Here is a 12,740-nt window from a genome sequence, read left to right on the forward strand (position 1 = left end):
CTGACCTCAACTTCTCGAACCGCCCGGTGCGGACCCGCATGCCGGGTGGTGTGGCAGGGGCGCGGCCAGATGGCCGCCTCCTATGCCGATTTTTTACACGCGCCTAAAAAAAGTAAGCAAAAAAACGCTCGCCCCGAGCGTCCGGCCCCTCGCTAGGGCTCGGCGTACCTTCGCTCCGGTATCCATCCGGGGATACTGCCCTCCGGTCGGCTTCGCTTCGACCTACATGCAGCGTGTTCGACTGCGTCGAACGGCGCTGCGCGCCACTCCCCGGATGCACACCTCCACTCAGCCTCCCGAAGGGGCGGGTGAATCAAGATCAAAAGCTGCAGGCGAGCTAACGCTCGGCCTGTTGAGTGGTGAAGGGCGGGTGTACGCCGATGCCCTGTAGGAGCTGTCGAGTGAAACGAGGCTGCGATCTTTTGAACTGGCTGGCTGTGGCTTTAGATCTTGCTTCTGCTTTTGATCTTTTGCCCCTTCGGCAGGCCGAGTGGAGGTGTTCATCAGGGGATCAGGCGCGTAGCGCCGTTCGGCGAAGCCGAACACATCGAGAGGAGGTCGTAGCGAAGCAGAGCGTAGGCGATGTCCCCTGATGGATACCGTAGCGAGGGAACACTGAGCCTTGGCGAAGTGCCGTACGCCGGGGCAAAGCCTTTTGCTTACTTTTCGGCGCCTGGAAAAGTGAGTCGCTGTAAGAGCGAAACCCTAAGCAGCCGTTACCGCAGCAACGGATATACACCCAAAACCCAAGAACCCAAAACCCCACCAAATCGCAGACAAACAAAAACGCCCGGCATAAACCGGGCGTTTTGTATTGACTTGATTAGCGAGCGCGGTAAGTGATGCGCCCTTTGCTCAAGTCATAGGGCGTCAGCTCGACGCGCACTTTGTCACCGGTAAGAATACGGATGTAGTTCTTGCGCATCTTGCCGGAGATATGCGCGGTTACGACGTGCCCATTTTCCAACTCCACACGAAACATGGTGTTGGGCAGGGTGTCGACGACAGTGCCTTCCATTTCGAAGCTGTCTTCTTTCGACATGCAGTAAAGCCCTCGGTGTCCAATGAATGGCCCGGTGCAACTGCGCCAGGCAAAAGCGGCGTGCATTGTGCCCGAAAAATGGGGTTTAAGCCAAGGGGTTCTAGTTCAGGATGACCCAGCGTTGATTAATCAGCAGCTCAATAGGCCGATATTGGGTCTTGTAGCTCATCTTTTTGCAGTTTTTGATCCAGTAGCCGAGGTAGACGGCCTCCAGCCCGAGGCGGCGCGTCTCGCCAATCTGCCAAAGAATCGCGTAGCGCCCCAGGCTGCGGCGTTCTTCGCCGGGTTCGTAAAAGGTATACACCGCCGACAGACCGTTCGGCAGTAAGTCGGTGACGGCCACTGCCAGCAGCCGTCCTTCGAGACGAAATTCGTAGAAGCGCGAGAATGGCAAGTCGCGCACCAGGAAGGTTGCGAACTGATCACGGCTCGGCGGGTACATGTCGCCATCGGCGTGACGCTGTTCGATATAGCGCTGATAGAGGCCAAAATACTCTTCAGTGAATTGTGCCCGGGCCGGGCGAACCTGCAGGTCGGCATTGCGTTTGAAAATGCGTTTCTGTTGGCGATTGGGGGTGAATTGCCCCACAGGGATACGCGCCGGAACACACGCATTGCAGTTTTGGCAATGTGGCCGGTAAAGATGATCGCCACTGCGACGAAAACCCATTTCAGACAAATCTGCATAGACATGCACATCCATGGGCTGGCTAGGGTCGAGAAACAGGGTCGTGGCCTGTTCATCTGGCAGATAGCTGCAAGAGTGGGGCTGAGTGGCATAGAACTTCAAGCGCGCCAGCTCGGTCATGATCAACCCTCGGGATAAGCTTTGAATTAAGTGTAAGCCAAGCGCGCAAAAGTCGCTCAGCAAACCCAGGTTGCGCGACTGGGCTGATCCAGATGCTGCGCGAGATAGCCAGCAAATTCGCGGCGAGGAATCGCCCTTGCGCCAAGGCTGTGCAGATGATCGGTCGGCATCTGGCAGTCAATCAGCACAAAACCCGAGTCTTTCAGATGACGCACCAGGGTGGCAAAGCCATATTTGGACGCGTTGTCGGCCCGGCTGAACATGGACTCGCCGAAAAACAGCTGACCCATCGCCAGGCCGTACAGCCCGCCGACCAGTTCGTCCTGGTCCCAGACTTCCACTGAGTGCGCGTGACCACGCCTGTGCAGTTCTATGTAAGCGTCCTGCATGGCCTGGGTGATCCAGGTGCCGTCGGCGTAATCGCGCGGTGCGGCGCAGGCGCGGATGACGGCGGCGAAATCCTGATCGAAGGTCACTTGATAGCGCTGTTGACGGAGCAATTTGCCCAGGCTTCGGGAAACATGCAGCTCGTCGGGAAACAGCACCGTGCGCGGATCCGGCGACCACCAGAGAATTGGCTGGCCTTCGGAGAACCACGGAAAACAACCGTGGCGATAGGCCTGAATCAGACGGTCGGCGGACAGATCGCCACCCGCAGCCAGCAGCCCGTTGGGGTCGCGCATGGCTTTTTCCAGCGGAGGGAAGGTCAGGGTATTGCGTTGTAACCAAGTCAGCATGGCATCCGGGCTTGCAGAAGGGGAGGGTGGTGGCGGGCTGGTGCGCCCGCCTTGAAGTGTGCCGTTAAACGCCGGGAATGTCGTCGAGGTATTTTTCGGCGTCCAGCGCGGCCATGCAGCCGGCCCCGGCCGACGTGACGGCCTGGCGGTAAACATGATCGGCAACATCGCCGGCGGCAAACACGCCGGGGATGGCGGTGGCAGTGGCGTCGCCTTCGTTGCCGCTTTTGACCCGCAGATAACCGTCGTGCATGGGCAGTTGATTGACAAACAGGTCGGTGTTGGGTTTGTGGCCGATGGCGATGAACACCCCGGACAGTGCCAATTCGCGGGTTTCTCCGGTCTGACTGTCGCGCAGGCGGGCACCGGTCACGCCAGTGGCATCGCCCAGCACTTCATCCAGATTCTGATTCCAGTGCAGGCGAATGTTGCCATTGGCGGCTTTTTCGAAAAGTTTGTCCTGGAGGATCTTTTCCGAGCGCAATTTATCGCGGCGATGAATCAGATGGACTTCCTTGGCGATGTTCGACAGGTACAAGGCTTCTTCGACGGCGGTATTGCCGCCGCCGACCACTGCCACCACCTGATTGCGATAAAAGAACCCGTCGCAGGTCGCGCAGGCCGAAACGCCTTTGCCGGCGAACGTTTCCTCCGAAGGCAGCCCCAGGTATTGCGCCGAAGCGCCGGTGGCGATAATCAGGGCGTCACAGGTGTAGGTGCCGCCGTCGCCGATGAGTTCGAAGGGGCGCTGTTGCAACTTGGCGGTATGGATGTGGTCGTAGACGATCTCTGTGTCAAAGCGTTCGGCGTGTTGTTGCATGCGTTCCATCAGCACCGGGCCGGTGAGGCCTTCGACGTCGCCGGGCCAGTTGTCGACTTCGACGGTGGTGGTGAGCTGGCCACCTGCCTGTATGCCGGTAATGACAACGGGTTTGAGGTTGGCGCGGGCGGCATAAACGGCTGCGCTGTAACCGGCGGGGCCGGAACCCAGAATGATCAGGCGTGAATGCTTCGCTTCGCTCATAAAAACACCTCATAAGCCTTTGTCACGAAAGAGAATGCATGCTCAAATTGACCGCATGCCATGGTGCTTTTGGCTATGCTACATCCAGCGCCTCAAGCATGGCATCGGGCGGGCAAACCCGTACAATGCCTGCGTGCAAGGTGGGGTGTAACAAAATAAGCAGTGCGCTCCGTGTTTATAAAACACCGGGTGCAGTGTTAAAAGTAGTCCCGGTTACGCCTGTTAACTTTTTTACCTGCCTGGATTGGGCAGTTTTTTATAGTCATTCAACAGATGGACGCGCCCCAGGCGCAGGAAAAGTAACGTTTTGAAGAAATCCACCGCAGCACCCAAAACAGTCGTTCCGCTCTGGCGCCAGCATTTGCACTACCGGCTCAAGGAAGGTGCATTGATCGCCATTGGCGCCTTGTGCCTGTTCCTGATGATGGCCTTGCTGACTTACGGCAAGGACGATCCGGGCTGGAGCCATAACAGCAAGATCGATGACGTGCAGAATTTCGGCGGCCCCGCCGGTTCTTACAGCGCCGACATCCTGTTCATGGTGCTGGGTTACTTCGCCTACATCTTCCCGTTGTTGCTCGCGGTCAAGGTCTATCAGATCTTCCGTCAGCGCCACGAGCCATGGCAGTGGAGCGGCTGGCTGTTCTCCTGGCGCCTGATTGGCCTGGTGTTCCTGGTGCTGTCGGGTGCTGCGCTGGCGCACATACATTTCCATGCCGCCACCGGCCTGCCGGCGGGTGCCGGCGGTGCGCTGGGTGAAAGCCTCGGCGATCTGGCCAGGAACGCGCTGAACGTCCAGGGCAGCACCTTGCTCTTCATCGCTCTGTTCCTGTTCGGTCTGACGGTGTTTACCGACCTGTCGTGGTTCAAGGTGATGGACCTCACCGGCAAGATCACCCTCGACCTGTTCGAACTGTTCCAGGGCGCGGCCAATCGCTGGTGGGCGGCCCGCAACGAACGCAAGCAACTGGTGGCGCAACTGCGTGAGGTTGACGACCGCGTGCATGAGGTGGTCGCACCCACCGTCACCGACAAGCGCGAGCAGGCCAAGGTCAAGGAACGCCTGATCGAACGTGAGCAAGCCCTGAGCAAGCACATGTCGGAACGCGAGAAGCAGGTTCCGCCCGTTATTGCCCCTGCGCCGCCAAAACCGGCCGCACCGAGCCAGCGTGTGGAAAAAGAGAAACAGGCTCCGTTGTTCGTCGACAGCGCCGTGGAAGGCACCTTGCCGCCGATCTCGATTCTCGACCCCGCGGAAAAGAAACAACTCAATTACTCGCCCGAATCCCTGGCTGCGGTTGGCCATTTGCTGGAAATCAAGCTCAAGGAATTTGGCGTCGAAGTCTCGGTGGACTCGATTCACCCAGGCCCGGTGATTACCCGTTACGAAATTCAGCCGGCCGCAGGCGTTAAGGTCAGCCGCATCTCCAACCTGGCGAAAGACCTGGCGCGCTCCCTGGCCGTGACCAGCGTGCGTGTGGTTGAAGTGATTCCGGGCAAGACTACCGTCGGTATCGAGATCCCGAACGAAGACCGGCAGATCGTGCGCTTCTCCGAAGTGCTGTCGACCCCCGAGTACGACAACTTCAAGTCGCCGGTCACCCTGGCCCTCGGTCACGATATCGGCGGCAAGCCGGTCATCACCGACCTGGCAAAAATGCCGCACTTGCTGGTGGCCGGTACCACCGGTTCCGGTAAGTCGGTGGGTGTGAACGCGATGATCCTGTCGATCCTGTTCAAGTCTGGCCCGGAAGACGCCAAGCTGATCATGATCGACCCGAAGATGCTTGAACTGTCGATCTACGAAGGCATTCCGCACCTGCTGTGCCCGGTTGTGACCGATATGAAGGACGCGGCCAACGCCCTGCGCTGGAGCGTGGCGGAGATGGAGCGTCGCTACAAACTGATGGCGAAGATGGGCGTACGTAACCTGTCCGGCTTCAACGCCAAGGTCAAGGAAGCCCAGGACGCCGGCACGCCACTGACCGATCCGCTGTACAAGCGCGAAAGCATTCACGACGAAGCTCCGCTGCTGACCAAGCTGCCAACCATCGTCGTGGTCGTCGACGAATTCGCCGACATGATGATGATCGTCGGCAAGAAGGTTGAAGAACTGATTGCCCGTATCGCCCAGAAGGCCCGTGCCGCCGGTATCCACTTGATCCTCGCCACCCAGCGTCCGTCGGTGGACGTGATCACCGGTCTGATCAAGGCGAATATCCCGACGCGCATGGCGTTCCAGGTGTCGAGCAAGATCGACTCCCGGACCATCATCGACCAGGGTGGCGCCGAGCAGCTGTTGGGTCACGGTGACATGCTCTACATGCCGCCGGGCACCAGTCTGCCGATTCGTGTTCACGGAGCGTTCGTGTCCGATGACGAGGTTCACCGCGTGGTGGAGGCCTGGAAACTGCGCGGCGCGCCGGAATACAACGACGACATCCTCGCCGGTGTCGAAGAGGCCGGCAGCGGCTTTGAGAATGGCGGTGGTGGTGGCGATGATGATGCCGAAACCGATGCGCTCTACGACGAGGCGGTGCAGTTCGTACTGGAAAGCCGTCGTGCGTCCATTTCTGCGGTTCAGCGCAAACTGAAAATCGGCTACAACCGCGCCGCGCGCATGATCGAAGCCATGGAAATGGCCGGGGTCGTGACGTCCATGAACACCAACGGTTCGCGTGAAGTCCTGGCCCCGGGCCCGGTGCGCGACTGATTTGAATTGAATAGGGAGGCGCACACACGCCGCCCGATCCCCCACGAATGTTATGAGGACTCCCATGCGTCTTATCCGCATGCTGTTGCTGCCGGTACTGGCTTTGACCACGCTCTCGGCCCACGCCGATGACAAGGATGTGGCGCGCCTGACCCAATTGCTGGAAAAATCCCAGACATTGACTGCGCGTTTTTCCCAGCTGACCCTCGATGGCAGCGGTACCCAGTTGCAGGAAACCGCTGGCGACATGTCGCTGCAGCGCCCGGGCCTGTTCTACTGGCACACCAATCCGCCGGCCGAGCAGACTATGGTCTCCGATGGCAAAAAGGTCACCCTGTGGGATCCGGACCTGGAGCAGGCCACTATCAAGACCCTCGACATGCGCCTGACTCAGACCCCGGCGTTGCTGCTGTCCGGTGACGTGTCCAAGATCAGCCAGAGCTTTGACATCAGCGCCAAGGAAGCCGGCGGTGTGATCGACTTCACCCTGAAGCCGAAAACCAAGGACACCCTGTTCGACAGCCTGCGCCTGTCGTTCCGCAACGGTCTGGTCAATGACATGCAATTGATCGACAGCGTCGGTCAGCGCACCAATATTCTGTTCACCGGTGTGAAGGCCAACGAACCGATCCCTGCATCCAAATTCAAGTTCGATATCCCCAAGGGTGCGGACGTGATCCAGGAGTAACGCCGCTTAATTAAACTGTGGGAGCGAGGCTGCTCGCGAAGAGGGAGTGTCAGTGCCATCAATGTTGTCTGACACGCCGCTTTCGCGAGCAGGCTCGCTCCCACAGGGTCCTGCAGTGTTCAAATAGTGAGGTTTCGCAAGTAGTGATGGACCTGTTTCGCAGCGCCCCGATCGCTCAGCCCTTGGCCGCCCGCCTGCGTGCGGCCAATCTGGACGAGTACGTCGGTCAGGAACACCTGCTGGCTCGCGGCAAGCCGTTGCGCGAAGCCCTGGAGCAGGGTGCCCTGCATTCGATGATTTTCTGGGGCCCGCCGGGCGTGGGCAAAACCACCCTGGCGCGGCTGCTGGCAGAAGTCTCGGATGCGCACTTCGAAACGGTCTCGGCGGTGCTGGCGGGTGTGAAGGAAATCCGTCAGGCGGTGGAAATCGCCAAGCAACAGGCCGGTCAGTACGGCAGGCGCACCATTTTGTTTGTCGATGAAGTGCACCGCTTCAACAAGTCCCAGCAGGATGCCTTCCTGCCGTACGTTGAAGACGGCACGCTGATTTTCATCGGCGCGACCACCGAAAACCCCTCGTTCGAACTCAATAACGCATTGCTCTCCCGGGCCCGCGTCTATGTGCTCAAGAGCCTCGACGAAGCGGCCCTGCGCAAGTTGGTGCATCGCGCACTGACCGAAGAGCGTGGCCTGGGCAAGCGGCAACTGACCCTCAGCGATGAAGGCTTCCAGATGCTGTTGTCCGCCGCCGATGGCGATGGCCGACGGCTGCTGAATCTGCTGGAAAATGCCTCGGACCTGGCCGAAGACAACAGCGAGATCGGCGTCGATCTGCTGCAAAGTCTGCTCGGGGATACCCGTCGACGTTTCGACAAGGGCGGCGAAGCGTTTTACGACCAGATTTCCGCACTGCATAAATCCGTACGCGGCTCCAACCCCGATGGCGCGCTGTATTGGTTCGCGCGGATGATTGACGGCGGTTGCGACCCGCTGTACCTGGCCCGGCGCGTGGTGCGCATGGCCAGCGAAGACATCGGCAACGCCGACCCCCGCGCCCTGAGTCTGTGCCTGGCGGCGTGGGAAGTGCAGGAGCGCCTCGGCAGCCCCGAAGGTGAATTGGCGGTGGCCCAGGCCATTACGTATCTGGCCTGCGCGCCGAAAAGCAACGCGGTATACATGGGCTTCAAGGCCGCGATGCGCAGCGCCACCGAGCACGGTTCGCTGGAAGTGCCGCTGCACCTGCGCAACGCCCCGACCAAATTGATGAAACAACTCGGTTATGGCGACGAATACCGTTACGCCCACGATGAGCCGGATGCCTACGCGGCGGGCGAAGATTATTTCCCGGAAGCACTCGAACCGCAGCCGTTCTATCAGCCGGTACCACGGGGTCTGGAGCTGAAGATCGGCGAGAAGCTCAATCACCTCGCCCAACTTGACCGTTTAAGCCCCCGGCAGCGGAGAAAATAGTGATTCCATTGGTCATCGCGGTGTCCATCGGTGGTGTTGCCGGCACGCTGTTGCGGTTCGCAACCGGAAACTGGATCAACGCTAATTGGCCACGGCACTTCTATACGGCTACGCTGGCCGTTAATATCGTGGGCTGTTTGCTGATCGGCGTTCTATACGGTCTGTTTTTGATACGCCCGGAGGTGCCGTTTGAGGTGCGTGCCGGGTTGATCGTCGGCTTCCTCGGAGGACTGACGACTTTTTCATCCTTTTCACTGGATACGGTGCGCTTGCTGGAAAGCGGGCAAGTGCCGCTGGCTTTGGGCTATGCGGCGCTCAGCGTATTCGGCGGGCTGCTTGCCACCTGGGCCGGCCTGTCCTTGACCAAACTTTGATAAACGAGAAACCGACATGCTCGATTCCAAACTGTTACGTAGCAACCTTCAGGACGTAGCGGACCGCCTGGCATCCCGTGGCTACACGCTGGATGTTGCGCGCATCGAAGCGCTGGAAGAACAGCGCAAGACCGTCCAGACCCGCACCGAAGCACTGCAGGCTGAGCGTAATGCCCGTTCCAAATCCATCGGTCAGGCCAAGCAGCGCGGCGAAGACATCGCGCCACTGATGGCGGACGTCGAGCGCATGGCCAGCGAATTGAGCGCCGGTAAAGCCGAGCTGGACGCAATCCAGACCGATCTGGATTCGATCCTGCTGGGCATTCCGAACCTGCCGCACGAATCGGTGCCGATTGGCGACGACGAAGACGGCAACGTCGAAGTACGCCGCTGGGGCACCCCGACAGCGTTCGACTTCCCGGTTCAGGACCACGTCGCCCTGGGCGAGAAATTCGGCTGGCTGGACTTCGAAACCGCCGCCAAGCTGTCCGGCGCGCGTTTCGCCTTGCTGCGAGGCCCGATTGCCCGTCTGCACCGCGCCCTGGCGCAGTTCATGATCAACCTGCACGTCACCGAGCACGGTTACGAAGAGGCTTACACACCTTATCTGGTCCAGGCCCCTGCACTGCAAGGCACTGGTCAACTGCCGAAATTCGAAGAAGACCTGTTCAAGATCACTCGCGAAGGCGAAGCCGATCTGTACCTGATCCCGACTGCCGAAGTGTCGCTGACCAACATCGTCGCGGGCGAAATCGTCGATTCGAAACTGCTGCCGATCAAGTTCGTCGCCCACACTCCATGTTTCCGCAGTGAAGCCGGCGCGTCGGGTCGTGACACCCGCGGCATGATCCGCCAGCACCAGTTCGACAAAGTGGAAATGGTCCAGATCGTTGAGCCATCGACGTCGATGGAAGCGCTGGAAGGCCTGACCGCCAACGCCGAGAAAATCCTGCAACTGCTTGAGCTGCCTTACCGCACCCTGGCGCTGTGCACCGGCGACATGGGCTTCAGCGCAGTCAAGACTTACGACCTGGAAGTGTGGATTCCGAGCCAGGAAAAGTACCGCGAGATTTCGTCGTGCTCCAACTGCGGCGATTTCCAGGCCCGTCGTATGCAAGCGCGTTTCCGCAACCCGGAAACCGGCAAGCCTGAGCTGGTTCACACCCTGAACGGTTCCGGCCTGGCGGTCGGTCGTACCCTGGTGGCCGTGGTGGAAAACTATCAGCAAGCCGACGGTTCGATCCGTGTGCCTGAAGTCCTGAAGCCATACATGGGTGGCCTTGAGGTCATCGGCTAAATGAACTATCTGCCGCTGTTTCACAACCTGCGCGGCAGTCGTGTGTTGGTCGTCGGTGGGGGGGAAATTGCCTTGCGCAAATCCCGCCTGCTGGCCGATGCCGGTGCGCTGCTGCGGGTGGTTGCACCTGAAATCGAACCGCAACTGCGCGAACTGGTGGCCGGCAGCGGTGGCGAGTGTGTGTTGCGCGGTTATGCCGAGACGGATCTGGACGGTTGCGGGCTGATCATTGCCGCCACCGATGACGAGGCGTTGAACGCGCAAGTTTCCGCCGATGCCCATCGGCGCTGTGTACCGGTCAACGTCGTGGACGCGCCGGCCCTGTGCAGCGTGATCTTTCCGGCGATTGTCGATCGGTCCCCGTTGATTATTGCGGTGTCCAGCGGCGGCGATGCGCCGGTGCTGGCACGGTTGATCCGCGCCAAGATTGAAACCTGGATACCGTCCACCTACGGCCAACTGGCGGGTCTGGCGGCGCGTTTTCGCCATCAGGTCAAAGGTCTGTTTCCGGATGTGCAGCAGCGTCGCGGATTCTGGGAGGACGTATTCCAAGGCCCGATCGCTGACCGGCAACTGGCCGGGCAGGGTGCCGAAGCCGAGCGACTGTTGCAGGCGAAAATCGACGGCGAAGCGGATGTCACGACCGGCGAGGTGTATTTGGTTGGTGCAGGGCCGGGTGATCCCGACCTGTTGACGTTCCGTGCCTTGCGCCTGATGCAGCAAGCCGACGTGGTGCTGTATGACCGCCTGGTGGCCCCGGCGATTCTGGAGCTGTGCCGTCGCGATGCCGAGCGGGTCTATGTCGGCAAGCGCCGCGCCGATCACGCGGTGCCACAGGATCAGATCAACCAGCAATTGGTGGACCTGGCGAAACAGGGCAAGCGGGTTGTGCGGCTGAAGGGCGGTGATCCGTTCATCTTTGGTCGCGGCGGCGAAGAAATCGAAGAACTGGCGGCCCAGGGCATCCCGTTCCAGGTGGTGCCGGGTATCACGGCCGCCAGCGGTTGCGCGGCGTATGCCGGGATTCCGCTGACTCACCGTGATTATGCGCAGTCGGTGCGGTTTATAACCGGGCATTTGAAGGACGGCTCCTCCGATTTGCCGTGGGCCGACCTGGTCGCGCCGGCGCAGACGCTGGTGTTCTACATGGGCCTGGTGGGCTTGCCGGTCATCTGCGAACAGTTGATCAAGCACGGTCGCGGGGCGGATACCCCGGCGGCGTTGATTCAGCAGGGCACCACGGTCAATCAGCGGGTGTTTACCGGCACGCTGGCGGATTTGCCACGGTTGGTGGCGGAGCATGAAGTGCATGCGCCGACATTGGTGATTGTCGGGGAAGTGGTGCAACTGCGCGAGAAACTGGCGTGGTTCGAGGGTGCTCAGGCGAAGGTCTGAGTCACTGATCGTTCCCACGCTCCGCGTGGGAATGCCGCCAGGGACGCTCCGCGTTCCGCTTCAAGGGTGACGCAGAGCGTCACGGGATGCATTCCCACGCGGAGCGTGGGAACGATCACCTGTCAGGCCCTGCGCCAAACCCCTTTACCGATCAACCGTTCCCGATCATGCGGTGCAGTGAAATCCTGCTCCGGCCCTTTCGGCACCACTCCGGTAGGATTGATGGTCTTGTGGCTGCCATAGTAGTGGTTCTTGATGTGCTCAAAATCCACCGTCTCGGCAATCCCCGGCCACTGATAAATCTCCCGCAGCCAGTTCGACAGATTCGGATAATCGGCAATCCGCCGCAGGTTGCACTTGAAGTGCCCGTGGTACACCGCGTCAAAACGAATCAGCGTGGTGAACAGCCGAATATCCGCTTCGGTCAGGTATTCACCGGTCAGGTAACGATTGGCGCTTAACAACTGCTCCAGTTGATCCAGTTCTTCAAACAAGCCATCAAACGCTTCTTCATAAGCCTGTTGCGAGGTCGCAAACCCGGCGCGATACACGCCGTTGTTCACCGCCGGGTAAATCCGTTCGTTCAACGCATCGATCTCACCGCGCAGGGGCGCCGGGTAGAAATCCAGGTCGTTGCCGGTCAGGTCGTCGAATGCGCTGTTGAACATGCGGATGATCTCCGCCGATTCATTGTTGACGATGCGATTCTGTTGTTTGTCCCACAGCACCGGTACCGTGACGCGGCCGGTGTAGTCGGCAGTATCGGCGGTGTAGCGCTGATGCATGAAGTCGAGATGATCGAGTTTGTCGCCGGTGGAGCCCAGGCTCTGGTCGAAGGTCCAGCCGTTTTCCAGCATCAGCCAACTGACTACCGACACGTCGATCAGGCTTTCGAGGCCTTTGAGTTTGCGCAGGATCAATGTGCGGTGCGCCCACGGACAGGCCAGCGACACGTAGAGGTGATAACGGCCCGCTTCAGCGGCAAAGCCACTGACCCCCGTCAGACCTGGCTCGCCGTTGGTGGTCACCCAGTTGCGGCGCTGCGCCTGTTCACGCTGAAACGCGCCGTCCTTGCTGCTTTCGTACCACTGGTCATGCCAGCGACCTTCAACTAACAAACCCATGTTCAGGACTCCTCAACCGATAAGCGTTGGAGAGGAGTTTATTCGGATAGGTTCGATAAAAAAGCGCAA

At 59.9% G+C, this 12,740-nt stretch carries 11 protein-coding genes; 6 read left to right on the forward strand and 5 right to left on the reverse strand.

All coding sequences use genetic code 11. The features are described 5' to 3' along the window. Positions 1-823 precede the first annotated feature (823 nt). From infA to trxB, 4 genes are all read right to left on the reverse strand, one after another. A complete protein-coding gene (infA, locus tag J2Y56_RS25405) occupies positions 824-1,042 on the reverse strand; it encodes a translation initiation factor IF-1 (protein ID WP_002553999.1) in 219 nt (72 codons plus the stop codon). A 100-nt stretch (positions 1,043-1,142) separates the two neighbouring features. Then, positions 1,143-1,850: an arginyltransferase gene (locus tag J2Y56_RS25410; RefSeq protein ID WP_007947513.1), complete on the reverse strand. Its 708-nt coding sequence runs from the start codon at positions 1,848-1,850 to the stop codon at positions 1,143-1,145. 56 nt (positions 1,851-1,906) lie between these two features. After that, a complete protein-coding gene (gene aat, locus J2Y56_RS25415) occupies positions 1,907-2,587 on the reverse strand; it encodes a leucyl/phenylalanyl-tRNA--protein transferase (RefSeq protein ID WP_007947512.1) in 681 nt (226 codons plus the stop codon). 64 nt (positions 2,588-2,651) lie between these two features. Beyond that, positions 2,652-3,611, reverse strand: coding sequence for a thioredoxin-disulfide reductase (trxB, locus tag J2Y56_RS25420; protein WP_007947511.1), 960 nt, complete (start codon positions 3,609-3,611; stop codon positions 2,652-2,654). 307 nt (positions 3,612-3,918) lie between these two features. On the opposite strand from trxB, the gene J2Y56_RS25425 reads away from it, so the two are divergent. From J2Y56_RS25425 to cysG, 6 genes are all read left to right on the forward strand, one after another. Beyond that, positions 3,919-6,324 (forward strand): DNA translocase FtsK, encoded by a 2,406-nt coding sequence (locus tag J2Y56_RS25425; protein ID WP_033049517.1) that lies wholly within the window; start codon positions 3,919-3,921, stop codon positions 6,322-6,324. Positions 6,325-6,388: 64 nt separating this feature from the next. Beyond that, complete coding sequence (lolA, locus tag J2Y56_RS25430) at positions 6,389-7,012, forward strand: outer membrane lipoprotein chaperone LolA (RefSeq protein WP_007947509.1); 624 nt, start codon at positions 6,389-6,391, stop codon at positions 7,010-7,012. 146 nt (positions 7,013-7,158) lie between these two features. Next, on the forward strand, positions 7,159-8,481 hold the full coding sequence (locus J2Y56_RS25435; RefSeq protein WP_007947508.1) for a replication-associated recombination protein A: 1,323 nt from the start codon (positions 7,159-7,161) through the stop codon (positions 8,479-8,481). After that, a complete protein-coding gene (gene crcB, locus J2Y56_RS25440; protein ID WP_007947507.1) occupies positions 8,481-8,855 on the forward strand; it encodes a fluoride efflux transporter CrcB in 375 nt (124 codons plus the stop codon). Before J2Y56_RS25435 ends, crcB begins: the two co-directional genes overlap by 1 nt. Before the next feature lie 16 nt (positions 8,856-8,871). Continuing rightward, positions 8,872-10,152 carry a serine--tRNA ligase gene (gene serS, locus J2Y56_RS25445; RefSeq protein ID WP_310353407.1) on the forward strand — a complete coding sequence of 427 codons (1,281 nt, stop codon included), beginning with the start codon at positions 8,872-8,874 and terminating at the stop codon, positions 10,150-10,152. After that, positions 10,153-11,547, forward strand: a complete 1,395-nt coding sequence (gene cysG, locus J2Y56_RS25450) for a siroheme synthase CysG (RefSeq protein ID WP_310353411.1) — start codon at positions 10,153-10,155, stop codon at positions 11,545-11,547. A gap of 122 nt (positions 11,548-11,669) precedes the next feature. Here the strand turns inward: cysG and J2Y56_RS25455 are convergent, their stop codons facing one another. After that, positions 11,670-12,671: a glutathione S-transferase family protein gene (locus J2Y56_RS25455; protein ID WP_310353415.1), complete on the reverse strand. Its 1,002-nt coding sequence runs from the start codon at positions 12,669-12,671 to the stop codon at positions 11,670-11,672. Positions 12,672-12,740: the final 69 nt, after the last annotated feature.

It is taken from the genome of Pseudomonas sp. BE134, from assembly GCF_031456105.1.
GTDB lineage: Bacteria > Pseudomonadota > Gammaproteobacteria > Pseudomonadales > Pseudomonadaceae > Aquipseudomonas.